The organism is Pseudomonas sp. Soil_N_39 (genome assembly GCF_057655955.1).
Genome location: NZ_JBDGLI010000006.1, coordinates 92,592 through 119,529, shown reverse-complemented (window position 1 = coordinate 119,529; position 26,938 = coordinate 92,592). Strand labels below are relative to the sequence as shown.

Genomic DNA, 26,938 nt, shown 5'->3' with positions numbered 1-26,938 from the left:
CGATTATCGGATTGTTTGGCGTTATCCCGAAGCTTAATCTTCAGTCACCTCGGCGCTTAACCTCGCGCTTTTTTCTTCATGTCGGTCTACTGGAAAACGGGAGCCTGCCCCATGGCTGAAATCCTTTCGCTGCACGACGCGGTGAAGCAATTCGTCAACGACGGCGATACCGTCGCGCTCGAAGGCTTCACTCACCTGATTCCTACGGCGGCGGGTCATGAAATCATTCGCCAGGGCAAGAAAGATCTGACCCTGGTGCGCATGACGCCTGACCTGATCTATGACCAGTTGATCGGCGCCGGTTGTGCTCGCAAGTTGATTTTCTCCTGGGGCGGCAACCCTGGCGTCGGGTCGTTGCACCGCTTGCGCGATGCCGTGGAGAAACAGTGGCCGCACCCGCTGGAGATCGAGGAACACAGCCACGCCGACCTGGCTAACGCCTACGTCGCCGGCGCCTCCGGCCTGCCATTCGCGGTGTTGCGGGCCTACGCCGGCTCCGACCTGCCGAAGGTCAACCCGCTGATCAAGAGCGTGACCTGTCCCTTCACTGGTGAAGTCTTGGCCGCCGTGCCTTCGGTGCGCCCGGACATCACGGTGATCCACGCCCAGAAAGCCGACCGCAAGGGCAACGTGCTGCTGTGGGGCATCCTCGGTGTGCAGAAAGAAGCCGCCCTGGCCGCCAAGCGTTGCATCGTCACCGTGGAAGAAATCGTCGACGACCTGAATGCGCCGATGAACGCCTGCGTGCTGCCGACCTGGGCGTTGAGCGCGGTGTGCCACGTACCGGGCGGTGCTCATCCGTCCTACGCCCACGGTTACACCGAGCGTGACAACCGTTTCTACCAGGCGTGGGACCCGATCGCCCGGGACCGTGAGACCTTTACCGCCTGGATCAACGAATACATCCATGGCACTAAAGACTTCAGTGAATTCCAGGCCAGACTGGCAGCCGCTTCGCAGGTGAAACCATGACCTACTCCACCAACGAAATGATGACCGTCGCCGCGGCGCGTCGCTTGAAAAACAATGCCGTGTGCTTCGTTGGCATCGGCCTGCCGTCGAAAGCAGCCAACTTGGCGCGCTTGACCTCGTCGCCGGACGTCGTGCTGATCTACGAGTCCGGCCCGATCGGTGCCAAGCCCAGCGTGCTGCCGCTGTCCATCGGCGACGGTGAGCTGGCGGAAACCGCCGATACCGTCGTACCGACCGGTGAGATTTTTCGCTACTGGTTGCAGGGCGGGCGTATCGACGTCGGTTTTCTTGGCGCGGCCCAGGTCGACCGTTTCGGCAACATCAACACTACGGTGGTGGGTGACTACCACCAGCCGAAAGTCCGCCTGCCGGGTGCCGGTGGCGCACCGGAAATCGCCGGCTCGGCCAAGAGTGTGTTGATCATCCTCAAGCAGTCCGCGCGTTCGTTTGTCGACAAGCTGGATTTCATCACCTCGGTCGGCCATGGTGAAGGTGGCGATTCGCGCAAGCGTCTCGGTCTGCCGGGCGCAGGGCCCGTGGGCATCATCACCGACTTGTGCATCATGGAGCCGGAAGCCGGCAGTCATGAATTCGTGGTCACCGCGCTGCACCCCGGCGTGACCCGCGAACAAGTCATTGCGGCCACTGGATGGGCGATCCGTTTCGCCGACCAGGTGCAAACCACCGCCGAGCCGACCGAGGTGGAGCTGCGCGCCCTGCGCGACCTGGAAGCTCGCACTGCGGCGGCCCACGGCCAGGCACCGGGAGAAGCCTGATGCGCGACGTTTATATCTGTGATGCGATTCGAACCCCCATCGGTCGGTTTGGCGGCGGTTTGTCCACCGTGCGCGCCGATGACCTGGCGGCCGTGCCGATCAAGGCGTTGATGGAACGCAACCCATCGGTGGACTGGAGTGCCGTGGACGAGGTGTTCCTCGGCTGTGCCAACCAGGCCGGCGAAGACAACCGCAACGTGGCGCGCATGGCGCTGCTGTTGGCGGGCTTGCCGGAAAGCATTCCCGGCGTGACCCTCAATCGTCTTTGCGCCTCGGGCATGGACGCCATTGGCACGGCGTTCCGCGCCATCGCCAGCGGCGAGATGGAATTGGCGATTGCCGGCGGCGTGGAGTCGATGTCCCGTGCGCCGTTCGTGATGGGCAAGGCCGACACCGCGTTCTCCCGCAACATGAAACTGGAAGACACCACCATCGGCTGGCGCTTCATCAACCCGTTGATGAAAGCCCAGTACGGCGTGGATGCGATGCCCCAGACCGCCGATAACGTGGCCGATGACTACGCCGTGTCCCGCGCCGACCAGGACGCTTTCGCCTTGCGCAGCCAACAGCGCACGGCGGCGGCCCAGGCAGCAGGCTTTTTCGCCGAAGAAATCGTGCCGGTGCGCATCACCCATAAAAAAGGCGAAACCGTGGTCGAGCAGGACGAACATCCTCGCGCCGACACCACGCTGGAGACCTTGAGCAAACTCAAACCGGTCAATGGCCCGGACAAGACCGTCACCGCCGGCAACGCCTCGGGTGTGAACGATGGCGCGGCGGCGTTGATCCTGGCATCGGCCGAAGCGGTAAAAAAACATGGCCTGACGCCGCGGGGCAAAGTGCTGGGCATGGCCAGTGCCGGTGTCGCGCCTCGGGTGATGGGCATCGGCCCGGTGCCGGCGGTGCGCAAGCTTACTGAACGCCTGGGCCTGGCCGTCGCGGATTTCGATGTGATCGAACTCAATGAAGCGTTTGCCAGCCAGGGCCTGGCGGTGCTGCGTGATTTGGGGCTGGCGGACGATGCGCCGCAGGTCAACCCGAACGGTGGCGCCATCGCCCTCGGTCATCCACTGGGCATGAGTGGGGCACGCTTGGTGATGACGGCGCTGCACCATCTGGAAAAGACCGGCGGCAGGAAAGGCCTGGCGACCATGTGTGTCGGCGTCGGCCAGGGTCTGGCATTGGCAATCGAACGCGTCTGACGCGTCGCTCTACTAATAAGAAACCGAGGAATGCTACATGACTGACAAGCCTGGTTATCGTCGCCCTCAAGCGGGCACCCAGCCGGAGTATCTGCACCCGCCGTACCAGTCCACCAACCTGCGCTCGCCGTCCAAGCCATTGGTGTTCCTGCCGCATTCGCTGTCGGAAATTACCGGCCCGACTGTCGGCGCCGACCGCTTGCAGGAAAAGGACCATGACCTGACCGCCCAGCATGCCGGCGAGCCACTGGGGGAGCGGATCATCATTCACGGGCGCGTGCTGGATGAGCACGGCCAGCCGGTGCCGGGCATCCTGGTGGAGATCTGGCAGGCCAACGCCGCCGGTCGCTACAACCATGACCGTGACAACCATGATGCGCCGCTGGACCCGAATTTCACCGGCACCGGTCGTACCGTCACCGACGCCGACGGCTGGTATCAGTTCCAGACCATCAAGCCCGGCGCTTATCCGTGGGGCAACCACCACAACGCCTGGCGCCCGGCGCATATCCATTTCTCACTGTTCGGGCCGAGCATTCTGACGCGCCTGGTGACGCAGATGTATTTCCCGGGCGATCCGTTGCTCGAATACGACCCGATCTACAACTGCGTGCCGGACACCCGCGCCAAAGAACGCCTGATCGCCCGTTTCGACCTGGAAAAAACCGTCCCTCACTATGCCCTCGGTTACCGCTGGGACATCGTCTTGCGCGGCCGCGATGCCACGCCGATGGAGAAATAAGATGACGCTCACCGCCACCACGTCCCACACCGTTGGCCCGTACTACCACATCGGCCTGACCTGGCTGAACCGCGAAGACCTGACCGTCGCACAAACCCTCGGCCAGCGCGTGGCGATCACCGGGCAGGTGGTCGACGGTAACGGCCAGTTCGTCAACGACGCGATGCTGGAAGTCTGGCAGGCCAACGCCGCCGGCAAATACGCTCACCCGGAAGACGACCAGGACAAACCCCTGGACCCGCACTTCGAAGGCTTCGGCCGGGTGCCGGTGGATGCCGAAGGGCGTTTTCGCTTCACCACCATCAAGCCGGGCACTGTACCGGGGTTGGCAGGCACGACCCAGGCACCGCACCTGGTGGTGCTGGTGTTCGCACGCGGGCTGGTCAAGCATTTGCTGACGCGCATCTACTTCGACGGCGAACCGGCCAACGAAACCGACCCGCTGCTGGCCTGCGTGCCCGAAGAACGTCGCGCCACTATCGTTAGCAAGCCTGATGCGTCGGGCGTGTATCAGTGGAACGTAATCCTGCAGGGAACGGATGCCGAGACGGTGTTCTTCGACTACTGAGTGATTACACCTGTGGGAGCGAGCTTGCTCGCGATAGCGGTGGGTCAGCTTGCATCCATTATTGATGGTGCCGCCCTCATCGCGAGCAAGCTCGCTCCCACAGGGTGCCAGTACAGGCAATGCAATACTGTGGAACGGGAGTGTTACGAAGTGTGTCTAGAATTCGTCAGTCCCTAACGAGTGAACACCCCATGACCATCCCAATCAGCAGTCACTACACCGGTGAAGAGCGCAGCAAGCGCATCTTCGCCATCGTCGGTGCTTCATCCGGCAACCTGGTCGAATGGTTCGACTTCTACGTCTATGCGTTCTGCGCGATTTATTTCGCCCCGGCGTTCTTCCCCTCGGACAACCCGACGGTGCAACTGGTCAACACGGCCGGTGTGTTTGCCGCGGGATTCCTGATGCGACCCATTGGTGGCTGGATTTTCGGTCGGGTGGCGGACCGTCACGGGCGCAAGAATTCGATGATGATCTCGGTGCTGATGATGTGCTTCGGCTCGTTGCTCATCGCCTGCTTGCCCACCTATAAGGACATCGGCGTCTGGGCGCCGGTACTGCTGTTGTTCGCGCGTTTGCTGCAAGGCCTGTCGGTGGGCGGCGAATACGGCACCACCGCCACCTACATGAGCGAAGTCGCCCTCAAGGGCCAACGTGGCTTTTTCGCCTCATTCCAGTACGTGACACTGATCGGCGGGCAACTGCTGGCGGTGTCGCTGGTGGTGATCCTGCAACAGTTTCTCAACGAAGATGAATTGCGCGCCTACGGCTGGCGTATCCCATTTGTGGTGGGGGCGGCTGCGGCGTTGATTTCCCTGTTGCTGCGGCGTTCCCTGAAGGAAACCAGCAGCAAGGAAATGCGCGAGAACAAGGACGCCGGCAGCATTACGGCGCTGTTTCGCGACCACAAGGCGGCGTTCATTACCGTACTGGGCTACACCGCCGGCGGCTCGCTGATTTTCTATACCTTCACCACCTACATGCAGAAATACCTGGTGAACACCGCCGGCCTGCACGCCAAGACCGCCAGCTACATCATGACCGGCGCGCTGTTTCTCTATATGTGCATGCAGCCGCTGTTTGGCATGCTCGCGGACAAGATCGGCCGGCGTAACTCCATGCTCTGGTTCGGTGCCCTGGGGGCGTTGTGCACGGTGCCGATCCTGCTGACCCTCAAAAGCATCAGCAGCCCGTTCCTGGCGTTTGTCCTGATCACGTTGGCGCTGGCGATCGTCAGTTTCTACACCTCCATCAGTGGCCTGGTGAAAGCTGAAATGTTTCCACCTGAAGTGCGGGCGCTGGGAGTAGGGTTGGCCTATGCGGTGGCCAATGCGATTTTTGGCGGATCGGCCGAATACGTCGCCTTGAGCCTGAAAGCCCAGGGCATGGAGAACGCCTTTTATTGGTATGTCACGGTGATGATGGTGGTGGCGTTCCTGTTCAGCTTCCGCCTGCCCAAGCAACCGGCGTATTTGCACCATGACCTTTGACTCAACTGCGTCGGCCCGTGAGGCCGGCGCCCCCAAGGACTGTTTATGAGCGAACGACCGGGCAATCAGCTGTTCGATGCCTACTTCACGGCTCGCGAGATGCGCGAGGTGTTCTGCGATGCGGGGCGGGTCCAGGCCATGCTGGATGTCGAGGCCGCGCTGGCCCGGGCCGAGGCACGGGTAGGGTTGATCCCCCAGGACGCGGTGGCGCCGATCGAGAACGCCTGCCGTGCCCAGTTGTACGATTTTTCGGCATTGAGCGAAGCGATTGCCAGTGCCGGCAATTCGGCGATTCCGCTGGTCAAGGCGTTGGGCAAGCGCATCGCCACCCAGAGCGCCGAAGCCGAACGCTACGTGCACCTGGGCGCCACTAGCCAGGACGTGATGGACAGCGGATTGGTGCTGCAACTGCGCCAGGCGTTGGGCTTGATCGAGGGCGAGTTGGCGCAACTGGCCGCCACCCTGGCCCGACAAGCCGAACGTTATGCCGCCACGCCGTTGGCCGGGCGCACCTGGCTGCAACACGCGACGCCGGTGACCCTGGGCATGAAAATCGCCGGTTGGTTGGGGGCTGTCACTCGCAGTCGCCAACGCTTGCGGGAGCTCAAGCCGCGCTTGCTGGTGCTGCAATTCGGCGGTGCCTCCGGAACGCTCGCCGCATTGGGTGAACAGGCGCTGCCGGTCGCCGAAGCCTTGGCCGCCGAACTGCAACTGACCCTGCCGGAACAGCCGTGGCACACCCAGCGTGACCGCCTGGTGGAGTTCGGCGCGGTGCTGGGGTTGGTCGCCGGCAGCCTGGGCAAATTGGGCCGCGACATCAGCCTGTTGATGCAAACCGAGGCCGGCGAAGCGTTCGAACCCTCCGCGCCGGGCAAGGGCGGTTCATCCACCATGCCGCACAAGCGCAACCCGGTGGGCGCGGCCGTGCTGATCGGCGCAGCGACGCGAGTACCAGGTTTGTTGTCGACGCTGTTCAGCGCCATGCCCCAGGAACACGAGCGCAGCCTGGGCCTGTGGCACGCCGAATGGGAAACCCTGCCGGAAATCTGCTGCCTGGTCTCCGGTGCCTTGCAACAGGCGCGGCTGCTGGCCGAAGGGCTGGAAGTGGATGCTGTGCGCATGGCCCGCAACCTGGAACTGACCCAGGGCTTGGTGTTGGCCGAAGCGGTGAGCATCGTTCTGGCCCAGCGTGTGGGACGCGACACGGCGCATCATTTACTGGAGCAATGCTGCAAGCGCGCCGTGGCCGAACAGCGGCATCTACGCGAGGTGCTGGGGGACGAACCCCAGGTCACCGCGCAGCTATCCGCGACCGAGCTTGATCATTTGCTTGACCCGGCCCATTACCTCGGACAAGCCCAGACTTGGGTCGCCCGAGCCGTGGCCGAACACCTTGCCTTGAACGCCTGAAAGGAGATTGTTGTGGGATTCGTCAAACTCGCCGAGGGCGATCTGAATTACCGATTGGACGGGCCGCAAGACGCCCCGGTGCTGGTGCTCTCCAACTCCCTGGGCACCGATTTGCACATGTGGGACGAGCAGGTCGTGGCCTTCAGCGAACACTTTCGCGTGCTGCGTTTCGACACCCGTGGTCATGGTCAGTCGCTGGTGACCGAAGGCCCCTACAGCATCGAACAACTGGGCCGCGACGTGCTGGCGATGCTCGATGCCCTGGGCATCGACAAGGTGCATTTCTGTGGCTTGTCCATGGGTGGGCTGATTGGCCAGTGGTTGGGCATCAATGCTGGCGAGCGCCTGCGCAAACTGGTGGTGTGCAACACCGCTGCCAAGATAGGCGACCCGTCGGTGTGGAACCCACGCATCGAAACCGTGCTGCGTGACGGCAAGGATGCGATGGTGGCGTTGCGTGACGCCTCGATTGCCCGTTGGTTTACCCCCGACTTTGCCGAGGCCCAGCCTGCGACGGCAAAAAAAATCACTGACATGCTGGCCGCGACCTCGCCCCAGGGTTATGCCGCCAACTGTGCGGCGGTGCGCGATGCCGATTTCCGCGAGCAGTTGTCATCGATCCGCGTGCCGCTGCTGGTGATCGCCGGCACCGAAGATGCCGTGACACCGCCGTCGGGTGGGCACTTTATCCAGGAGCGGGTCAGTGGGGCCGAGTACGCTGAGTTCCATGCCGCGCACCTGTCCAACGTCCAGGCTGGCGCGGCGTTCAGCGCGCGGGTGCTGGATTTCCTGCTTGATTCTGGCCGGGCCTGAGGAGTTTCCTGTGGACGAGAAACAACGTTACGACGAAGGCATGCAAGTACGCCGCGCGGTGCTGGGCGATGCCCACGTCGATCGCAGCCTCAATGCCCTGAGCGAATTCAACAGCGAATTCCAGGAGATGATCACCCGCCATGCCTGGGGCGACATCTGGACCCGCCCGGGCCTGCCGCGCCATACCCGCAGCCTGATCACCATCGCCATGCTGATCGGCATGAACCGCAACGAAGAACTCAAATTGCACCTGCGCGCCGCCGCCAACAACGGCGTGAGCCGCAGCGAGATCAAGGAGGTGATCATGCAGAGCGCCATCTACTGCGGCATCCCGGCGGCCAATGCCACTTTCCACCTGGCCGAGTCGGTCTGGGATGAACTGGGTGTCGAATCCCGGACTTGAGCATCACCCCAACCCCTGTGGGAGCGAGCTTGCTCGCGATAGCGGTGGGTCAGCTGGCGACGATGTTGAATGTGATGACGCCTTCGCGAGCAAGCCCGCTCCCACATGGATTTTTACTGGTCACCGGATCTGCGTTCACCCCCAAACTCCCTGTGGGAGTCAAGACTGTGGGAGCAAAGCTTGCTCGCGATGCAATGCCACACTCAACAGAAATGCCACTGACCCACCGCTATATCGCGAGCAAGCTTTGCTCCCACACTGGATCTTCAGTGAGTACACATTTTGTGCTCGACACAGATCCCCTGTGGGAGCGAGCCTGCTCGCGATGACGGTGGTACAGCCTCCATCCATGTTTGGCTTCTACAGCAGGCTGATCGGATAGCTGACGATCAACCGGTTCTCATCGAACTCATTGCTGCTGTAATCCCGGCGCATCGTCGAGTTGCGCCATTTCACATTGAGGCTTTTCAGCGCACCGCTCTGCACGGTATAGGCCAGCTCACTTTCACGGCCCCATTCCTTGCCGTCGTCGACCGTGGCGGTGTGCACGTTGTCACCGCTGATGTAGCGGTTCATCAGGGTCAGGCCCGGCACGCCGACGGCGGCGAAGTTGAAGTCGTGGCGCAGTTGCCAGGATTTTTCCTTGGCGTTGTCGTAGCTGGAGTTGTAACTGTCGTTCGCCAGGGTGCCGCCGCTGGTGCCGTTGACGCGCATCCAGGCGTCATCGCCGCCGACTTTTTGCAGGCCGACGTAGAAGGTGTTGCCGCCGTATTTGGCCGAGAGCATGGCGAACGCGGTTTTGTTGTCCAGGTCGCCGGCCAGCGCGCTGCCGTTTTCCTTGCCGGTGAAGTAGCCGAGGTTGGCGCCCAGGGTCCAATCGCCGATGGGTTGGCTGTGGGTCAGGTTGAAATATTGCTGCTGGTAGATGTCGGACAATTCCGCGTACCACACGCCGACTTGGGTGCGTTTTTCGTTGAAGGCGTATTCGCCGCCACCGAAATTGAAACGGTCGGAGGTGAACGCGCCGCGGCCGTTCATCGACATGTCTTCCATGCTCGCGTCGTTGCGCGGGCTGTTGCCACGGAACTGGCCGCCGTAGAGGCTCAGGCCGTTGATTTCGGTGGAGGTCACCTGGCCGCCACGGAAGGTTTGCGGCAGGGAGCGACCGTCGTCGGAACGCAGGATCGGCAGCACCGGCATCCATTCGCCGACCTTCAACTCGGTCTTCGATACCTTGGCCTTCAGGGCTACGCCCAAACGGCCGAAGTCATCGGCGGGGCGACCGTCGTCATGCACCGGCAGCAACTGGGTGCCGGCGGTGCCGCGACCGCCATCGAGCTTGACCGAGTACATGCCCAGGATGTCCACGCCGAAACCGACTGTGCCTTGGGTGAAACCGGACTTGGCGTCGAGGATGAAACTCTGGGTCCATTCTTCGGCTTTGCCTTGGGCATTGTTCGGGTTGGTGAAGTTGCGGTTGATGTAGAAGTTACGCAAGTTCAGCGTGGCCTTGGCGTCTTCGACAAACCCCGATTCCGCGGCCAAGACGGGCAGGGCGGTGCTGGTCAGGGCGACGGCGATGAGGCTGGGGAACAAGTGCTGTGTGGGTTTCATGGGCGTGTCTCTAATTGTTGTGGGCGAAGCGAGTCGTTGCCGCAACGTTGGGTTGCAGACGGTGCGGTGGAACTGGGCGCGCTGTTGATCAGCCGGACGAAGTAGGGCGTGTGGGCATGGCGACGAACCTGTTGTTATTGGTTTTGTGGGAGCGATGGTGAAGGGCCGCTCGGGATCGGTTCAATTGCTGTTTGCGGGTTTTGGGCGATTATCGAACGGCAAAAATTACATCGGCCCAATGCCATTCCTGTGGGAGCGAGCTTGCTCGCGATGGCGGCCTGTCAGTTGGCTTTGCTCTTGTTGACTGAGTACATATCCGTTTTCGCGGTAACGGCGACTTAGGGGTCCGCCCTTACGGCGGGTCACTTTTGAAGGCGCAAAAGTAACCAAAACGCTCCTGCCCCACCACTCGGCACCTCGCTTAGGCTCGGTGTGCCCGAACGCGGGCATTGTGGTTAACGGGGCGCCGAGATCAACGTCCACCACGAGGCGGCCTAGTAGCCGACCTGGCTCTCCTGGTCGTACACCCATCAGATCTGTTTGAGCAGGTCCTGTGGGAGCAAAGCTTGCTCGCGAAACAGGCGCCTCGGTTCCTGAAAGACCGCATCGCCTCCATCGCGGGCAAGCCTTGCTCCCACATAGGCCAGCGTTAAAGCGCACACAAACAAAAAGCCCACCTTCCGGTGGGCTTCGTGTTTCAGCGTTCAGGCTTCAAATCAGAACAATTTCAGTGGCGGCGCTTTCTCCGCCACCGGCTCGTTCTTGCCCGTCTCGGCATTCCAACCACCGCCCAATGCCTTGTACAGATTGACCTCGCTGGTCAGTTGCGCAAGGCGGTCAGTGATCAGCGACTGTTGCGCGCTGAACAACTGGCGCTGGGCATCAAGGAAGGTCAGGTTGCTGTCGACGCCGATGCGGTAGCGACGCTCGGCCAGGCGGTAGTAGTCCTGGTTGGCGGCGACGAAGTCGGTCTGGGCCTGCAACTGTTCGTTGTAGGTTTGGCGCGCGGCCAAGCCGTCGGAAACTTCCTGGAACGCTGTCTGAATCGACTTCTCGTACTGCGCGACGTTGATGTCTTTCTGAATCTTGGCGTAGTCCAGGCTCGCGCGCAGGCTGCCGGCGTTGAAGATCGGCAGGTTGATTTGCGGCGCGAAGGTCCAGGTGCCCGAACCGCCTTTGAACAGGCCGGACAGGTCCGGGCTCAGGGTGCCGGCGTTGGCCGTCAGGCTGATGCTCGGGAAGAACGCGGCCCGTGCGGCACCGATGTTGGCGTTGGCGGCCAGCAAGTTGCGTTCGGCCTGGAGGATGTCCGGACGACGTTGCAGCAGGTCCGATGGCAGCCCGGCCGGCACTTCGCTGAGCAAGTCATCACTCAACGGTTGCGAGTTCAGGTTGGCCGGCAGGCCTGTACCCAGCAGCAGGGTCAGGCTGTTCTCGTCCTGGGCGACCTGGCGGGTGTAGCGGGCCAGTTGCACACGGGCGTTTTCCACCGCGGTGCGCGCCTGGCTCAGGTCCAGGGCCGAGGCGACGCCGACTTCGGCGCTGCGCGAGGTCAGCTTGAAGCTTTGCTCGTAGGCCCCGAGAGTTTCCTGGGTCAGCTTGAGCAGTTCCTTGTCGGCCTGCCAGGTCAGGTAGGCATTGGCGACGTTGGCCACCAGGCTGATCTGGGTGCTACGGCGGGCTTCTTCAGTGGCAAAGTAGCTCTGCAGCGCTTGCTCGCTCAGGCTGCGAACCCGACCGAACAGGTCCAGTTCATAGGCGCTGATGCCCAAGGTCGCCGAATAGGAACTGCTGATCGCCGCTTCGCCGGTTTGCGAAGCCCGTGCCGGTACCCGCTGACGGCTGCCGGAGCCGGTGGCCGAGACCGCCGGGAACAGGTCCGCACGCTGGATGCGGTATTGCGCGGCGTAGGCATCGATGTTCAGCGCCGCGACGCGCAGGTCGCGGTTGTTTTCCAGGGCGACCTGGATCAGCTGTTGCAGCGCCGGGTCATGGAAAAACTGCTTCCAGCCTTGCTCGGCGGCGGCCTGGCCGGGCGCATTGGCCGCCTCGTAGGCCGGCCCTTGCGGGTATTGCGCCGCGACCGGTGCTTCGGGCCGCTGATAGTCGGGGATCAGCGAGCAGCCGCTGAGTACGATGGCGGCGATGGTCAGGGAGAGTAGCGACTTGCTCATTGGCCAGCCTCTTTGGAAGTTTCAGGAGTGTCGTGCCCGTCGGTATTTTTGCGACGGCCTATCGACGACACGGTCACGAAGAACAATGGCACCCAGAAGATTGCCAGGATGGTGGCGGTGAGCATACCGCCGATTACACCGGTACCGATGGCGTGCTGGCTGCCCGAACCGGCGCCGGTGGAGATTGCCAGCGGGACTACGCCGAGGACGAACGCCAGGGAGGTCATGATGATCGGTCGCAGACGCATCCTACAGGCTTCAACGGCGGCTTCCACCAGGGTTCGGCCCTGCTCGTGGAGTTCCTTGGCGAATTCCACGATCAGAATGGCGTTTTTCGCCGCCAGGCCGATGGTGGTCAACAAGCCCACCTGGAAGTACACGTCGTTGGACAGGCCGCGCAGGCTGGTCGCCAGCAGGGCCCCGATGATCCCCAGGGGAACCACGAGCATGACCGCGATCGGAATCGACCAGCTTTCGTACAGCGCCGCCAGGCACAGGAACACCATCAGCAGCGACAAGGCGTACAACGCTGGCGCCTGGGAGCCCGACAGACGTTCCTCGTAGGACAGGCCCGTCCAGGAAATGCCGACACCGGCCGGCAGCTTCTTGGCGATGGCTTCGACTTCGGCCATGGCTTCACCGGTGGAATAGCCTGGCGCCGGGGTGCCAAGGATTTCCATCGCTTCCACGCCGTTGTAACGCGCCAGTTTCGGCGAGCCGTAGACCCACTCACCTTTGGCGAACGCCGTGAACGGCACCATGGTCCCGGCGCTGTTGCGCACGTACCACTTCTGCAGGTCTTCGGGGCTCATGCGAGAACCGGGTTGGCCCTGCACGTACACCTTCTTCACCCGACCACGGTCGATGAAGTCGTTCACATAGCTACTGCCCAGGGCAATCGACAGGGTGTTGTTGATGTCCGACAAGGTGATGCCCAGCGCACTGGCCTTTTCGTCATCGATTTCCAGCTGGTATTGCGGCTCGTCGTTCAGGCCGTTCGGACGCACCTGGGAAAGGATTTTGCTCTGGGACGCCATGCCCAGGAACTGGTTACGCGCCTCCATCAACTTGGCGTGGCCGATGCCGGCGCGGTCCTGCAGGAACACGTCGAAACCGGTGGCGTTACCCAACTCCAACACGGCCGGCGGGGCGAAGGCGAACACCATCGCGTCACGGAAGGTGAAGAAGTGCTGCTGGGCACGGGTCGCGAGCTTGAACACGCTGTTGTCGGCGTTACGCTCGTCCCATGGCTTGAGCATGATGAAGGCCATGCCGGAACTCTGGCCGCGACCGGCGAAGTTGAAACCGGTCACTGTGAACACCGACGCCACGGCATCGCCTTCACCGCCGTCCTTGCTTGGACGCAGCAGGAACTCACGCATCTTGTCCACCACCACTTGGGTGCGTTCGGCGCTGGAACCGGCCGGTGTCTGCACCTGGGCGAACAATACGCCCTGGTCTTCTTCCGGCAGGAACGCTGTCGGGATGCGAGTGAACAGCCAGACCATGCCGACCACGATGATGATGTAGGCCAGCAGGTACGGCGCCTTGTGCTTGAGCATATTGCCCACGCCACGTTCGTAGCTCCGTACGCCGCGGTCGAAGTTGCGGTTGAACCAGCCGAAGAAACCGCGTTTCGGCGTGCCGTGCTCACCCTTGGGAATGGGCTTGAGCATGGTGGCGCAAAGCGCCGGGGTGAAGATCAACGCCACCATGACCGACAGGGCCATGGCCGAGACGATGGTGATGGAAAACTGCTTATAGATCACACCGGTGGAACCGCCGAAGAACGCCATTGGCAGCAGTACTGCCGAGAGCACCAGGGCGATACCCACCAGGGCACCCTGGATCTGGCCCATGGATTTCTTGGTGGCTTCCTTGGGCGACAGGCCTTCTTCGCTCATCACCCGTTCGACGTTTTCCACCACGACGATGGCGTCGTCCACCAGCAAGCCGATGGCCAGCACCATACCGAACATGGTCAGGGTGTTGATGCTGAAGCCGAACGCCGCGAGGATCCCGAAGGTACCCAGCAACACTACCGGCACCGTCATCGTGGTGATGATGGTGGCGCGGAAGTTCTGCAGGAACAGGAACATCACCAGGAACACCAGCACGACCGCTTCGACCAGGGTTTCCACCACGCCCTTGATCGATTCGCTCACCACCGGGGTGGTGTCGTACGGGAACACCACCTCCACGCCTTGCGGGAAGAAGGGCTTGAGGTCGTCGATGGTCTTGCGCAGGGCCTTGGCCGTGTCGAGGGCGTTGGCGCCGTTGGCCAGTTTGACCGCCAGGCCCGAGGCCGGGGCGCCGTTGAACTGGGCGCTGACGCTGTAGTTCTCACCGCCCAGGCCCACCTCGGCAACGTCGCCGACGCGCACTTGCGAGCCGTCCGGGTTGACCTTGAGCAGGATCGCCTTGAACTGCTCGGCGGTCTGCAAACGGGTCTTGCCGATGATGGTGGCGTTCAGTTGCTGGCCGGGCAGGGCAGGCAAGCCGCCGAGTTGGCCGGACGAGACCTGGACGTTCTGCGCGGCGATGGCGTTTTTCACGTCCACCGGGGTCAGGTTGAAGTTGTTCAACTTGGCCGGGTCGAGCCAGATCCGCATCGCGTACTGGGCGCCGAAAACCTGGAAGTCGCCGACACCGGCAGTGCGCGAGATCGGGTCCTGCATGTTGGACACGATGTAGTTGGACAGGTCGTCCTTGGTCATGCTGCCGTCGCGCGACACCACACCGATGACCATCAGGAAGTTCTTCACTGACTTGGTCACGCGGATGCCTTGCTGCTGCACTTCTTGCGGCAGCAGCGGGGTGGCCAGGTTCAGCTTGTTCTGGACCTGGACCTGCGCGGTATCGGAGCTGGTGCCCTGCTCGAAGGTCGCGGTGATGGTCATGCTGCCGTCGGAGTTACTTTCCGAGGACACATACCGCAAGTTGTCGATGCCGTTGAGCTGCTGCTCGATCACCTGCACCACGGTGTCCTGCACGGTTTGCGCGGAAGCGCCCGGGTAGGTCACTTGGATCGCAATGGCTGGCGGCGCAATGCTCGGGTATTGGTTGATCGGCAACTTGAGGATCGATAGAGCCCCGACCAGCATGATCACCAGGGCGATCACCCAGGCGAAAATCGGACGGTCGATGAAAAATTTCGACATGGTTTACTCCCCTTTGCCGCCGGCTGCTTTATCAGCTGCCTGAGCGGGGGCCGGGTTCTTGGTATCGACGTTGGTGGCTTCGGTGGCTTTGACTTCAGCCCCCGGCCGTACGTATTGCAAACCTTCGGTGATCAAGCGATCGCCGGCCTTGAGCCCGTCTTCGATCAACCACTGGTTGCCGACGGTGCGGCTGGCCTTGAGCTGGCGCAGTTCGACTTTGTTGTCGGCGCCCACCACCATGGCGGTCGGCATGCCCTTGAGGTCGCGGGTCACGCCTTGTTGCGGCGCCAGGATTGCCGCGCTGTTCACTCCGGCCTGCAACTGTGCATGGACGAACATGCCCGGCAGCAAGGTGTGGTCAGGGTTGGGGAACACTGCGCGCAAGGTCACCGAACCGGTGGTCTGGTCGACCGACACTTCGGAGAACTCCAGCTTGCCTTCGTGCGGATACTGGCTGCCGTCTTCCAGGGTCAGCTTGACCATGGCAGCGTTTTCGCCGGCCTTTTGCAGGCGACCGCTTTCCAGCTCGCGGCGCAGTTGCAGCAGCTCGACCGAACTCTGTGTCACGTCGACATAGATCGGGTCCAGTTGTTGGATGGTTGCCATGGCATCGGTCTGGCCATTACTGACCAGCGCACCTTCGGTCACCGAGGAGCGGCCGATACGACCGGAAATCGGCGCATAGACCTTGGTGTAGCGCACGTTGATCTGGGCGGTCTGCAGGTTGGCTTCCGACTCCAGGCGATTGGCCACTGCGGTGTCGTATTCCTGACGGCTCACCGCCTGTTCGTCCACCAGCTGTTTGTAGCGGTCGGCAATCGACTTGGTGGAGCGCAGGTTGGCCTCGGCGCTCTTGAGGGTTGCTTCATAGACGGCCGGGTCGATCTGGTAAAGCTGCTGGCCGGCCTTGACGTCGGCGCCTTCCTTGAACAGGCGCTTGAGAATGATCCCGTTGACCTGTGGCCGTACTTCCGCGACGCGGAACGCACTGGTGCGCCCCGGCAGTTCCGAGGTCAAGGTGAAGGCTTGGGTCTTGAGGGTTACGACGCCGACCTGAGGAGGGGGAGCAGCAGGTGCAGCCTCTTCCTTTTTGCATCCGCTGAGCAGCGATGCCAGGGCGATGGCGGTAACCAGAGCAGTAACAGCTGGCTTGAATTGCATGGAAATCCTCGGGTCCAGGCGCGCAGCGGGCGCACTCGAAAGGTGGAAAGGTAAAAAAGCAGCAGTAATTCAATTAGTAGGATGCTAAGAAATATACTTACGTACATGGTTGTTTGTAAACAGCCAAATTGCGTAATATCCGGATTTACAAAAGCCTGACAAAGGCCAGCGTAGATCGGGGACGCCTTCCAGGAGACGTCGCCTCACATTTTGTTCAGCTGATTCTTACGCATTGCTGACCGCATCCTGATTGAGGTGTTTACTGCCATGGTCCGTCGTACCAAAGAGGAAGCCCAGGAGACTCGCAGCCAGATACTCGAAGCGGCCGAAAAGGCCTTTTTCGAGCGTGGCGTGGCGCGTACGACCCTGGCCGACATCGCGACACTGGCCGGTGTGACGCGCGGTGCCATCTATTGGCATTTCAGCAACAAGGCGGATCTGCTCCAGGCCATGCTCGATACCCTGCACGAGCCGCTCGACGAGTTGGCCCGTGCCAGTGAGAGTGAAGAGGAGCTTGATCCGCTGGGCTGTATTCGCAAGTTGTTGGTCCGGTTGTTCCAGCAAGTGGCCCTGGATCCGAAAACCCGACGCATTAATGAGATCCTGTTCCATAAGTGTGAATTCACCGATGAAATGTGCGATTTGCGCCAGCAGCGACGCGAAGTCAGCCTCGACTGCAATGTGCGCATCGCCCTGTCGTTGCGCAATGCGATGAAACGCGGCCAGTTGCCGGATGATCTGGACCCTGAAAGGGCGGCAGTCGCCATTCATGCCTACATCGATGGCATTTTGTACCAGTGGCTGCTGGCCCCCGACAGCTTCGCCCTGGCGGGTGAAGCCGAGCGTTGGGTGGAGATCGGGCTGGACATGCTGCACTTGAGCCCCAGCCTGCGCAAATGAAACAAAATGCGTAATTGCGTCGGTTTGTGTCAATACGAAGCGCGTAAGGATGCTTTTATAAACCGACACTGGCGCGGTTGATAGGCAACCGGCGGCGAATTTTGTAGGAAATTTGTTTCGCGTGGATGAAATGTGCAGGAAGAGCCCGGTCGACAAGGTCTTCCGAACAGGCCGCCAGACGGCCCTGGCGAGGCTGTAATACTGTTCTTAAGAAAACTATGAACCTGTGGCGAGGGAGCTTGCTCCCGCTTGAGTGCGAAGCGCTCACAAGAAAGGGGTTGCTACGCAGCCTAGCGGGAGCAAGCTCCCTCGCCACAAGGATTCAGGCAAGCCTTAAGTGAACAGCATCACGGGCGAGGCCGAATTTTTCAGCTCAGCGTGAGTTCCACGGTAAAACCATAGGGCTCTTCACGGGCTGTGCGAGTGATTCGAGTCGTGCATTGGATCGGGCTTGTTCCAATCGAGGTCAGTGTGTGGGTCCGGACGGGGGTCAGCGTTGGTGAAATAACACCGAAGGATGTATTGACGCGCAAACCGAAGTCAAAACGAAAGCCAAACTCTTTATCGCCGAACACAATGAAATGTTTGAACATGTCCTTACTGGGACTGCCCAGGCGCCGGGTATACGCGAGGTCGAACTTCCAGGCTTGGATATCCCAGGGAAGAATCTGTGTGGGGTGTTGCTCGTCCGCATTCCACTGCAAGTTATGTTCACCGACTTCAAAATCCAAGTCGGTATGGTTGATCAACTTTACGACGAGACGGGTGCGGCTTGGGTTGAGGCGTTCCTGTTCCCAGGCTTGAACCTCCTTGTTGACCTTGTCATTCAGGTTCGCTTTCTCTATCAGCGCCGTGAGCATCGGCACATATTCTTGCGTATCGAGTGATTTGAGGAACTGGTACAACACGGCCAACGGTGCCCAACTGAATTGAGAAGCGATGAGTTCATAAATACTATTGTTGGTCTGTTGGCTGTTTTCTAGGGTAGTGTTCATTTGAAATCCTTTTCAAAGAGAGTGACTGCAAGCGGGCAAGACGTTTGGTCTTGTGGCTGGCGATAATATGGACAGTTAGATGGGTTTTAGAAGTTTGGATGTTTGACTGGATATTAAGCGCAAATAAAAAAGCCCTGGCTCTTTCGAGGCAGGGCTTTTGTTTTTTTAGACTTACATCACTGGATAATCGATATAACCCACCGGACCTTTACCATAGAAGGTCTCCGGGTGCGCTTCGTTCAGCGGTGCATCGGCTTGCAAGCGGGCCGGCAGGTCCGGGTTGGCAATGAACGGCACGCCGAAGGCCACGGCATCGGCCTTGCCCTCGGCCAGCCAGGCGTTGGCGCTGTCCTTGGTGAAGCGTTCGTTGGCGATGTACGGGCCGCCGAAAGCCTGCTTGAGTTGTGGGCCGATGCTGTCGTCGCCTTCTTTCTCACGGGAGCAGATGAAGGCGATGCCGCGCTTACCCAACTCGCGAGCCACGTAGCTGAAGGTTTCCAAGCGGTTTTCGTCGCCCATGTCATGGGAGTCGGCGCGTGGCGCCAGGTGCACGCCAACCCGGCCGGCCCCCCAGACTTCGATGGCTGCGTCGGTCACTTCCAACAGCAGGCGGGCACGGTTTTCCAGGGAGCCGCCGTAGTTGTCGGTGCGCTGGTTGGTGCTGCTTTGCAGGAACTGGTCAAGGAGATAGCCGTTGGCGCCGTGGATTTCCACGCCGTCGAAACCGGCGGCCTTGGCGTTCTCGGCACCGACACGGTAAGCGTCGACGATGTCGGCGATTTCAGCGGTTTCCAGTGCGCGCGGCGTTGGGTAGTCGGCCAGCGGACGCACCAGGCTCACGTGGCCCTTGGGTTGGATCGCGCTGGGCGCCACCGGGGTTTCACCGTTCAGATACGACGGATGGGAGATCCGGCCCACGTGCCACAGTTGCAGGAAGATTTTGCCGCCAGCGCCGTGGATCGCCTTGGTGATATTGGCCCAGCCGCGCACCTGATCGTTGGACCAGATACCCGGCGTGTCCGGGTAGCCCACGCCCATCGGCGTGACGGAGGTCGCTTCGCTGAGGATCAGGCCGGCGGACGCGCGTTGCACGTAGTACTCGGCCATCAACGCGTTGGGCACGCGGCCTGCGTCGGCGCGGCAGCGGGTGAGCGGGGCCATGATGATGCGGTTCTTCAGCTCGATGTCGCCGAGTTTGATGGGGTCGAAAATAGTCGCCATGAAAATACAACCTCGAAAGTGAAAGGGTTAACAGTCAATGAGTTGCCGGGGCCAGGTCGGCGTTGCCGCCCTGACGGAAAGTGATGAGGGTGACGAGCAGCGCCAGCACGGCCAGCGCGCCGGCGGCCAGGGGAACGGAGGTCAGGCCCAGGCCGTGGTCGATGACACTGCCGCCGACCCAGGCGCCCAGGGCGTTGCCGATGTTGAAGGCGCCAATGTTCAGGGTGGACACCAGGTTGGGTGCGTCTTTACCGAAGGTCACCACGTTGACTTGCAGGGCCGGTACGGCGGCGAAGCAGGCGGTGGCCCAGAGGAACAGGGTGATTTCACTGGGGATCAACGCCACGCTGGTCCAGCTCAGTACGGTGGACACCACGGCCATGGTGAGGAAGACGCCCATCAGGGTGTTCGCCAGGCTCTTGTCCGCCAGCTTGCCGCCGATGATGTTGCCCAGGGTCAGGCCCAAGCCGATCAGCACCAGGGTCCAGGTCACGCCACGGGGCGATACGCCGGTGACTTCACCCAACAATGGGGCGACGTAGGTGAACAGGGTGAACACCGACGCGGAGAACAGCGCGGTCATGCTCAGGGACAGCCACAGGCCAGCGCCTTTGAGCGCGACGAGTTCCGAGCGCATGTCGAGTTTTTCTTCATCGCGTTTGGCGGGCAGGAAGCGGATCAGGCCGATCAGCGCTACCACGCCAATGACGGTCACGGCCCAGAAGGTCGAGCGCCAGCCGGCTTCCTGGCCCAGTGCGGTGCCCAGCGGCACACCTAGCACGTTGGCCAGGGTCAGGCCAGTGAACATCAGGGCCACGGCCGAGGCGCGCTTGTTGGGCGCCACCAGGCCAGCGGCCACCACCGAACCGATGCCGAAGAACGCGCCGTGGCACAGGGCCGTGACCACCCGGGCGAACATCAGCACGTTGTAGTCGCTGGCGATGGCGCAGAGCAGGTTGCCGACGATGAAAATCCCCATCAACGCCACCAGGGCGGCCTTGCGCGGCAGCCGGGCGGTGGCCAGGGCCATGAACGGCGCACCGATGGCCACGCCCAGAGCGTAGCCGGTCACCAGCCAGCCGGCGCCGGGAATCGACACGCCCAGGTCGGCCGCCACATCGGGCAACAGGCCCATGATGACGAACTCGGTGGTGCCGATGGCGAAGGCGCTCAGAGCCAGGATCAGGAGTGAGAGGGGCATGATGGGTCCTTGTCAGGTCAGAGCTCTTGGCTCATTTGCTTGAGGAACTGCTGGATCACTTCCTCGTTGCGTTTGAAGAAGTGCCATTGACCGACTTTCTGGCTGGTGATCAGCCCCGCCCGTTGCAACACCGCCAAGTGCGCAGACACCGTGGATTGCGACAGGCCGCAACGCTGGTCGATCTGCCCGGCACAAATGCCGAACTCGTGGTTGTGCAACTGTTCCGGGAACTGGACCTTGGGGTCTTTGAGCCAGTTGAGGATGTCTCGCCGTACTGGGTGCGCCAGGGCTTTTATTATTTCGTCGAGGTCGAGGGTCATGGGTGGCAAGCTCGGGGTGAGTAAAACGCTATATCGCGATGGAGCGAACCTTAAATCGTTATTTTGCGATATACCAATATGGATTTGATCTGAGGATCGAATAAATCGCTATATCGGGTTATAACGATATTGGCGTGACGATGCTAAGCTGCTCGCCATGAACTATCTCGCGCACCTGCACCTCGGCGGCCTCGGCCGGGAACAATTGCTCGGCAGTCTCTACGGCGATTTCGTCAAAGGGCCGCTGCAAGGGCAGTACGATGCCCGGATCGAAGCGGCGATTGCCTTGCATCGGCGCATCGACATGTACACCGACCGCCATCCCTTGGTGGACGTTGCCCTGTCGCGTTTTTCCACGGTACGCCGGCGCTATGCCGGGATCGTCCTCGACGTGTTTTTCGATCACTGTCTGGCCCGGGACTGGATGCTGTACGGCGAGGGGCCGCTGATGGATTTCACCTCTCGGGTGTACCAGGTACTCAATACCGAACCGCAACTGCCGGGGCGCCTGGCGCAGATCGCGCCTTATATGGCGGCGGATGATTGGCTGGGGTCTTATCAGGAATTCGAGGTGCTGGGGCAGGTGCTGCGGGGAATCTCCCGACGCCTGTCCCGGCCGGAGGAGCTGGCAGGGGCGATGCCGGAACTGGTCAGACTCTATGAGCCGTTGAGCGAGGATTTCCGGTTGTTCTATCCGCAGCTTCAGGATTTTGCCCAAAACCAAATCACGCCGCAGGACTAATTGTGGGAGCGAGCTTGCTCGCGATAGCGGTGTATCAGCCAACTGATCTGTTGAATGTTAAGCCGCTATCGCGAGCAAGCTCGCTCCCACAGTGGGGCTTCGCAGAGGTCCGGATCAGGCCGCAATCGCCGCAGGCCGTACCGGCGCTTGCTGTTTCTCGGGAATCGTCCCGAACAACGCCTTGTGCACCGCCTGTTGCGCCTGGAAAGCCAGGGCCGCGCGTTCCTGGCCGTGGCAGGCAATCGGTTTCAGCAGGTGGATGTGCACCTCGCCCCGATCATTGGCGAACAGGCGCATCAGGTGCGACAGCAAATCATCATCGCCAATGAACGGTGCCAGCGAATCCGGTTCACCGTTGCGCAGGTAACGGATCGCCACCGGTTGCAACGCGACGTCGGCATCGATGGCTGCCGACAACAAGCGCCCGTGGAAGGTGCGCAGGGAGCGGCCATCGGTGGTAGTGCCTTCCGGGAACATCAGCAGCGGATGGGCCTGTTCCAGATGGCGGCTCATTTGCTTGCGGATCAATTGGCTGTCACCCGACCCGCGCCGGATAAACAGGCTGCCGGCCTTGGCGGCCAGCCATCCGGCGACCGGCCAGGTGCGCACTTCGGCCTTGGACAGGAATGACATCGGCGTGAGCATGCCCAGCAACGGGATGTCGGTCCAGGACACATGGTTACTGACCCACAGCATCGGCCGTTGCGGCAGTTGACCGTGGACGGTGACGGAAAAGGGCAGGGCATGGCTCAGCCGCGCCATGAAGAAGCGCGACCAGCGCTGGCGACGGACCATCGAGTTGGCGACCCCCAGGCGTTCGAACAGGCCGAACACGCTGGCCATGCTCAGGCCCAGGGTCACCACCAGCAAGACTCGCGCAATACGCGCGTACACCCGCAACCGGCTCATTACACCGCTGCCTTGAAGTGACGGGCGTAGCGCGGGCAGAGTTCGTCGCGTTTGAGCAGGATGAACACGTCGGCCACCTGAAAGTCTTCGTCCCAGCACGGCTCGCCGCAAATCTTCGCGCCCAGGCGCATGTAGGCCTTGAGCAGCGGTGGCATTTCGGCGATCACGTTGGACGGCACGTCCAGGGTCGGCAGTGGTTTTTTCGGCACGGCTTGCAGGTGTTCGGTGCACAGGTAGCGTTCGCGCAGGCGCTGCATGATCGCCTGGGCCTGGATGCCGCCATCCTGCATCGGAATGCTCGCGCAGCCCATCAGGTAGCTGTAGCCGCCTTCGTTCAGGACCTCGGCCAGCTCGCCCCACAGTACGGCGATGGTGCCGCCGTTGCGGTAGGCCGGGTCGACGCAGGTGCGGCCGATTTCCAGGATCGGGCCCTTGAGATGGACCAGGCCGTGGAGGCTGAATTCTTCTTCGCTGTAGAACCGGCCCAGGCTGCTGGCGGCCTGGTGGTCGAGCAGGCGAGTGGTCGCCACGAGGCGGCCGGTGTTCAGGTCGCGTACGCCGATGTGGGCGCAGTGAACATCATAGTCATCCATGTCCAGACCCTTTTCCGCGCCCTTGAGCTTGGCGTTGAATTCGCCGCTGAAGACGTTGAAGCGCAGGGCCTGGGCTTCTTGCAAGGCGTGGGCGCCAATCAGGCGTTCGGCTTGCAGGCGGCGTTCATTGCCGGTGTCGCTGATGCGGGCGATCTGGGTCATAGCGAATCTCCGTGCGGGCTGTTCAGTTGCAGCCTGTCGACTTTCTTTATGCAGCCATGTTGTGCAAAGTCAGGCTATGTAGCCCCGGTGTCATCGCCATGAAGCTTTGGTGATGCTTATATGACAGCCTTCAAGGAGCCCCTCTCATGCCCTGGCACACCCTGATCGAACGCGGCGAACGGCTGCCCACCCATCCGGACCTGGCTGAAGGTTATGCCGCGTTGTTGCAACGCCTGGGGCCGGTGACGCCGTTCGAGTTGGCCGTGGTTGGGGCTCGGTCGATGGCCACGCCGGGGCTGGCGTTCCTGGTCGGGTACCAGGCGGCGCTGCGGGTGCTTTGGCCGAGCGCGCCGCAGAGCCTTGGCGCCCTGTGTGCCACTGAACAACGCAGCCTGCGCCCGGCGGACATGCAAACCCGCCTCGACGACTTGCGCCTGAGCGGGCGCAAGGATTTCGTCACCGCCGGCGATGCCGCCGAGTGGCTGTTGATTGCCGCCCGCTGCGAAGCGCCCGGTGAAACGCCACGGCTGAACCTGGCGGTGGCCTATGCGGGCGAGCCCGGCGTGACCCTGGAAAAACTGCCCGCCATGGGCCTGATGCCCGACATCAGCCATGGTCGCGTGCTGCTTGACGGCGCGTTGTGCGAGTTGCTGGCAGGTGATGGTTGGGACGCCTACGTCAAACCGTTCCGCACCCTGGAAGACCTTTATGTGCTCAGTGCGATGACGGCTTGGTTGTATGGCGTCGGGCAGGAATGTGCCTGGCCCCAGGTGTTGCAACTGCGCCTGCTGGCGTTACTCGCCGGCTGCGCGGAAGTGAGTCGCCACAACCCTTCCAGCCCTGCCGGACATGTGCTGCTGGGAGGGTTGTTCGCCCAGTTCCAAGGGCTCGACGGCGAACTCAATGCGGCCCTGGCCGCCGGGCCTGCGGCGTGGCACGAGATGTGGACGCGGGATAAGGGAGTGATGGACCTTGCGGCGGGGGCGCGGGCCAAACGGCTGGTCAAGGCGTTGGGATAGCCCTTCAAGCGCCCCCCCTTGTGGGAGCGAGCTTGCTCGCGATAGCGAAATGTCAGGTAAGCATAGGGTGACTGACAAACCGCCATCGCGAGCAAGCTCGCTCCCACAGGGGGCACACAAAACTCAAATTGTCATCAAGTCTGAATAGGCTTCGAAGGTTCATCCCTGCGAGCCCCAAGCATGTCCAAAGGCTGGTTCCTGATCCCGCTGCTGTTGCTCAACCTGAGCGTTCAGGCCGAAGACTGGCCCGGCGAGCAATGGCCAAGTGGCCCGACCCCCACCGGGCAGTCCATTGAAGCCTTGGAACAATACGCCTTCCCACCCCGGGACGATGCGAGCCGCGAGGGCATCCGCACCGACGCGTTGCTGGTGATCCAGGACGGTCGGCTGGTCTACGAACGCTACGCCGGGCCGACCACCGCCCAGACACCGCACCTGACCTGGTCCATCAGCAAAAGCCTGCTGGCGACGGTGTTTGGCGTGGCCTACGGTGAACAGCGCTTTGTCCTGGACGATCCGGTAGCCAAATACTATCCGCCACTGAGCCAGCATTCGGACATGACCCTGGCTGATCTTTTCCACTGGGCTTCGGGCCTGGACTGGCAGGAAGACTACGAATACGCACCGCTCAAGTCATCGGTGGTGGCGATGCTCTACACCCGCGGGCGTCATGACATGGCGGCGTTCACCGCGCAGCATGACAGCTTCAGCCCACCGGGGCAGGCGTTCCGCTATTCCAGCGGTGACAGCAACCTGTTGGCGGCGGCCCTGAAAAACATCGTCGGCGCGGCACGTTATCCCGATTATCCCTGGACGGCCCTGTTCGAACCCCTGGGCATCCGCCACGCCACTTGGGAAACCGATGCCAGTGGCACGTTCGTGGGATCGTCCTATGCCTACCTCACCGCGCGGGACTTGGCGCGTGTCGGGTTGTTGATGCAGCGGGACGGTCGTTGGGGCGAACGGCAACTGATCCCCAAGGATTGGGTCGCGTTCAGCCGCGAACCGTTCGTGCACTTCCTGGCCGGCCAGGACGAAGCCGTGCCGGGCGGGCACTGGTGGCTCAACCGCGGCGCCGATCCAACGCTCCGCCCCTGGCCCGATGCGCCGCCGGATACCTTCGCCGCCCTTGGTCATTGGGGCCAAGCGCTGTACGTCATTCCCAGCGCCAAACTGGTGATCGTGCGCTACGGCGACGACCGCGACGGGAGCTATCGCCATAACGAACTGCTCAAGCGCGCCATGGCGGCGTTCGCCGGGAAGGTGCAGCCATGAAGCGCAAAATATTGCTTACCTTGCTGTCGGTGCTGCTTATCGCCTTGTTCGGTTGGGTCTGGCTGGAGCGGGTGGCGCTGCGGGCCTTTCCCGACATTATCAGCGCCTACACCGCCAAGGAATACTGCTCGTGCCGCTATGTGATGGAGCAACCGGCCGAGTATTGCCGGGGGTATGTGAAGCAGTCAGTGCCCATCAGCGATTTACTCGAAACCGTTGAGGCCAAGCGCGTCACCGTCAGTGGGTTGGGGCGCAGCAACAGTGCGCAATGGCTGGGCGAGCGGCAGGGGTGTCGGTTGGAACCCTGAGCTGGGTACAAGGTCTGACGCCGATCCTATTGTGGGAGCAAGGCTTGCCCGCGATGGCGTTTTAGGAATCGCCATCGCGGGCAAGCCTTGCTCCCACAAACGAATCCCTTTACCACAGGTTCTGTGTGTTCCTGGCAGTTATTGAAACAGACAGTTTGCAAGCGCCCTCGGCCCGGTTAAGGTTCGCCACAGGTTTATCTGCCCCCCGAGTGTGTATGTTCAAGCGGTTTTTCCCTCACGCGATCGCCAGTTTGCTGCTGGCCTGCGCAGCGCTGCCGGCCCAGGCCGACTGGTACCTGGACGGTGAGTCGTCGCGGCTGTCGTTTATCAGCAGCAAAAATGGCAACGTCTCCGAGGTCCAGCGTTTCCTGGTGCTGCACGGCCAAGTCCAGCCCGACGGCTTGGCGCGCCTGGAAGTGGAACTGGAATCCATCAACAGCGGCATCCCCCTGCGGGACGAGCGCATGCGCGCCGAGCTGTTCGAGATCAAGCAATTTGCCGAAGCCACCGTCACTGCCAAGATCGACCTGGCGCCGATCCAGGACCTGGCCAACGGCGCCCAGTTGGAGTTGCGCCTGCCGCTGACGGTGAACCTGCACGGCAAGCAGCACGAGTACCCGGTCGAACTGCTGGCGACGCGCCTGGATGAACGTCGCTTCCAAGTGGTGACCCTGGAACCGGTGGTGCTCAACGCGGCGGATTTCGATCTGGCGCCGGGTCTGGAAAAGCTGCGCAACCTGGCCGGGTTGTCGGCCATCAGCCTGTCGGTGCCGGTGAATGCGGTGCTGATCTTCACGGCGCGCTGAC

25 protein-coding genes are annotated in these 26,938 nt (G+C 61.8%); 15 read left to right on the top strand and 10 right to left on the bottom strand.

What is annotated here, in order from left to right:
* Positions 1 to 111 precede the first annotated feature (111 nt).
* The 9 genes from AC3A5O_RS11310 (at position 112) to pcaC (ending at position 8,376) form a co-directional block, all read left to right on the top strand.
* Positions 112 to 972 carry a CoA transferase subunit A gene (locus AC3A5O_RS11310; RefSeq protein WP_018610924.1) on the top strand — a complete coding sequence of 287 codons (861 nt, stop codon included), beginning with the start codon at positions 112 to 114 and terminating at the stop codon, positions 970 to 972.
* Positions 969 to 1,748, top strand: coding sequence for a CoA-transferase subunit beta (locus AC3A5O_RS11305; RefSeq protein ID WP_053182625.1), 780 nt, complete (start codon positions 969 to 971; stop codon positions 1,746 to 1,748). Before AC3A5O_RS11310 ends, AC3A5O_RS11305 begins: the two co-directional genes overlap by 4 nt.
* Positions 1,745 to 2,950 carry a 3-oxoadipyl-CoA thiolase gene (gene pcaF / locus AC3A5O_RS11300; RefSeq protein WP_205929615.1) on the top strand — a complete coding sequence of 402 codons (1,206 nt, stop codon included), beginning with the start codon at positions 1,745 to 1,747 and terminating at the stop codon, positions 2,948 to 2,950. The genes AC3A5O_RS11305 and pcaF overlap by 4 nt, the downstream gene beginning before the upstream one ends.
* Positions 2,951 to 2,987: 37 nt before the next feature.
* The gene (gene pcaH, locus AC3A5O_RS11295; RefSeq protein ID WP_122566800.1) at positions 2,988 to 3,692 is read left to right on the top strand and encodes a protocatechuate 3,4-dioxygenase subunit beta; all 705 of its coding nucleotides are present in this window, start codon (positions 2,988 to 2,990) and stop codon (positions 3,690 to 3,692) included.
* A 1-nt stretch (position 3,693) separates the two neighbouring features.
* Positions 3,694 to 4,260 carry a protocatechuate 3,4-dioxygenase subunit alpha gene (gene pcaG / locus AC3A5O_RS11290; protein ID WP_122566799.1) on the top strand — a complete coding sequence of 189 codons (567 nt, stop codon included), beginning with the start codon at positions 3,694 to 3,696 and terminating at the stop codon, positions 4,258 to 4,260.
* Between the two features lie 191 nt (positions 4,261 to 4,451).
* A complete protein-coding gene (locus AC3A5O_RS11285) occupies positions 4,452 to 5,750 on the top strand; it encodes an MFS family transporter (RefSeq protein WP_122566798.1) in 1,299 nt (432 codons plus the stop codon).
* A gap of 45 nt (positions 5,751 to 5,795) precedes the next feature.
* Positions 5,796 to 7,160, top strand: coding sequence for a 3-carboxy-cis,cis-muconate cycloisomerase (locus tag AC3A5O_RS11280; protein ID WP_487753187.1), 1,365 nt, complete (start codon positions 5,796 to 5,798; stop codon positions 7,158 to 7,160).
* A 12-nt stretch (positions 7,161 to 7,172) separates the two neighbouring features.
* Complete coding sequence (pcaD, locus tag AC3A5O_RS11275) at positions 7,173 to 7,973, top strand: 3-oxoadipate enol-lactonase (RefSeq protein ID WP_122566796.1); 801 nt, start codon at positions 7,173 to 7,175, stop codon at positions 7,971 to 7,973.
* Positions 7,974 to 7,983: 10 nt separating this feature from the next.
* A complete protein-coding gene (pcaC, locus tag AC3A5O_RS11270) occupies positions 7,984 to 8,376 on the top strand; it encodes a 4-carboxymuconolactone decarboxylase (protein ID WP_440799779.1) in 393 nt (130 codons plus the stop codon).
* A 360-nt stretch (positions 8,377 to 8,736) separates the two neighbouring features.
* On the opposite strand, the gene AC3A5O_RS11265 is transcribed toward pcaC, so the two are convergent.
* From AC3A5O_RS11265 to AC3A5O_RS11250, 4 genes are all read right to left on the bottom strand, one after another.
* Entirely contained in the window at positions 8,737 to 9,990 is a 1,254-nt protein-coding gene (locus tag AC3A5O_RS11265) for an OprD family porin (protein WP_122566794.1), read from the bottom strand.
* Positions 9,991 to 10,706: 716 nt separating this feature from the next.
* On the bottom strand, positions 10,707 to 12,164 hold the full coding sequence (gene adeC, locus AC3A5O_RS11260; RefSeq protein WP_354336261.1) for an AdeC/AdeK/OprM family multidrug efflux complex outer membrane factor: 1,458 nt from the start codon (positions 12,162 to 12,164) through the stop codon (positions 10,707 to 10,709).
* The gene (gene emhB / locus AC3A5O_RS11255) at positions 12,161 to 15,325 is read right to left on the bottom strand and encodes an efflux RND transporter permease subunit EmhB (RefSeq protein WP_122566792.1); all 3,165 of its coding nucleotides are present in this window, start codon (positions 15,323 to 15,325) and stop codon (positions 12,161 to 12,163) included. The genes adeC and emhB overlap by 4 nt, the downstream gene beginning before the upstream one ends.
* 3 nt (positions 15,326 to 15,328) lie before the next feature.
* Positions 15,329 to 16,486 carry an efflux RND transporter periplasmic adaptor subunit gene (locus AC3A5O_RS11250; protein WP_122566791.1) on the bottom strand — a complete coding sequence of 386 codons (1,158 nt, stop codon included), beginning with the start codon at positions 16,484 to 16,486 and terminating at the stop codon, positions 15,329 to 15,331.
* Between the two features lie 267 nt (positions 16,487 to 16,753).
* Between AC3A5O_RS11250 and AC3A5O_RS11245 the strand changes: the two genes are divergently transcribed.
* A complete protein-coding gene (locus tag AC3A5O_RS11245) occupies positions 16,754 to 17,386 on the top strand; it encodes a TetR family transcriptional regulator (RefSeq protein WP_186704494.1) in 633 nt (210 codons plus the stop codon).
* A gap of 368 nt (positions 17,387 to 17,754) precedes the next feature.
* Here AC3A5O_RS11245 and AC3A5O_RS11240 read toward each other — a convergent pair whose 3' ends face one another.
* The 4 genes from AC3A5O_RS11240 to AC3A5O_RS11225 form a co-directional block, all read right to left on the bottom strand.
* Positions 17,755 to 18,381, bottom strand: coding sequence for a hypothetical protein (locus AC3A5O_RS11240; RefSeq protein WP_305470074.1), 627 nt, complete (start codon positions 18,379 to 18,381; stop codon positions 17,755 to 17,757).
* Between the two features lie 171 nt (positions 18,382 to 18,552).
* Positions 18,553 to 19,602, bottom strand: coding sequence for an alkene reductase (locus AC3A5O_RS11235; RefSeq protein ID WP_122566788.1), 1,050 nt, complete (start codon positions 19,600 to 19,602; stop codon positions 18,553 to 18,555).
* Positions 19,603 to 19,636: 34 nt separating this feature from the next.
* The gene (locus tag AC3A5O_RS11230; RefSeq protein ID WP_122566787.1) at positions 19,637 to 20,803 is read right to left on the bottom strand and encodes an MFS transporter; all 1,167 of its coding nucleotides are present in this window, start codon (positions 20,801 to 20,803) and stop codon (positions 19,637 to 19,639) included.
* A 17-nt stretch (positions 20,804 to 20,820) separates the two neighbouring features.
* Positions 20,821 to 21,123, bottom strand: coding sequence for an ArsR/SmtB family transcription factor (locus AC3A5O_RS11225; protein ID WP_003198672.1), 303 nt, complete (start codon positions 21,121 to 21,123; stop codon positions 20,821 to 20,823).
* Between the two features lie 157 nt (positions 21,124 to 21,280).
* Between AC3A5O_RS11225 and AC3A5O_RS11220 the strand changes: the two genes are divergently transcribed.
* Positions 21,281 to 21,865 (top strand): acyl carrier protein phosphodiesterase, encoded by a 585-nt coding sequence (locus AC3A5O_RS11220; RefSeq protein ID WP_487753186.1) that lies wholly within the window; start codon positions 21,281 to 21,283, stop codon positions 21,863 to 21,865.
* A gap of 114 nt (positions 21,866 to 21,979) precedes the next feature.
* Here the strand turns inward: AC3A5O_RS11220 and AC3A5O_RS11215 are convergent, their stop codons facing one another.
* Both AC3A5O_RS11215 and olsB read right to left on the bottom strand, forming a co-directional pair.
* Positions 21,980 to 22,774 carry a lysophospholipid acyltransferase family protein gene (locus AC3A5O_RS11215; protein ID WP_305491839.1) on the bottom strand — a complete coding sequence of 265 codons (795 nt, stop codon included), beginning with the start codon at positions 22,772 to 22,774 and terminating at the stop codon, positions 21,980 to 21,982.
* Positions 22,774 to 23,529: an L-ornithine N(alpha)-acyltransferase gene (gene olsB / locus AC3A5O_RS11210; protein WP_122566783.1), complete on the bottom strand. Its 756-nt coding sequence runs from the start codon at positions 23,527 to 23,529 to the stop codon at positions 22,774 to 22,776. The genes AC3A5O_RS11215 and olsB overlap by 1 nt, the downstream gene beginning before the upstream one ends.
* Positions 23,530 to 23,675: 146 nt before the next feature.
* Here olsB and AC3A5O_RS11205 point away from each other — a divergent pair, with 146 nt between their 5' ends.
* The 4 genes from AC3A5O_RS11205 to AC3A5O_RS11190 all read left to right on the top strand — a co-directional run bounded on the left by AC3A5O_RS11205 (position 23,676) and on the right by AC3A5O_RS11190 (position 26,937).
* Positions 23,676 to 24,548 (top strand): acyl-CoA dehydrogenase, encoded by an 873-nt coding sequence (locus tag AC3A5O_RS11205; protein WP_487753185.1) that lies wholly within the window; start codon positions 23,676 to 23,678, stop codon positions 24,546 to 24,548.
* A gap of 180 nt (positions 24,549 to 24,728) precedes the next feature.
* The gene (locus tag AC3A5O_RS11200; RefSeq protein ID WP_122566781.1) at positions 24,729 to 25,823 is read left to right on the top strand and encodes a serine hydrolase domain-containing protein; all 1,095 of its coding nucleotides are present in this window, start codon (positions 24,729 to 24,731) and stop codon (positions 25,821 to 25,823) included.
* Positions 25,820 to 26,131 carry an amidase gene (locus AC3A5O_RS11195; protein WP_305470083.1) on the top strand — a complete coding sequence of 104 codons (312 nt, stop codon included), beginning with the start codon at positions 25,820 to 25,822 and terminating at the stop codon, positions 26,129 to 26,131. Before AC3A5O_RS11200 ends, AC3A5O_RS11195 begins: the two co-directional genes overlap by 4 nt.
* 215 nt (positions 26,132 to 26,346) lie before the next feature.
* Positions 26,347 to 26,937: a YceI family protein gene (locus AC3A5O_RS11190; protein WP_122566779.1), complete on the top strand. Its 591-nt coding sequence runs from the start codon at positions 26,347 to 26,349 to the stop codon at positions 26,935 to 26,937.
* Position 26,938: the final 1 nt, after the last annotated feature.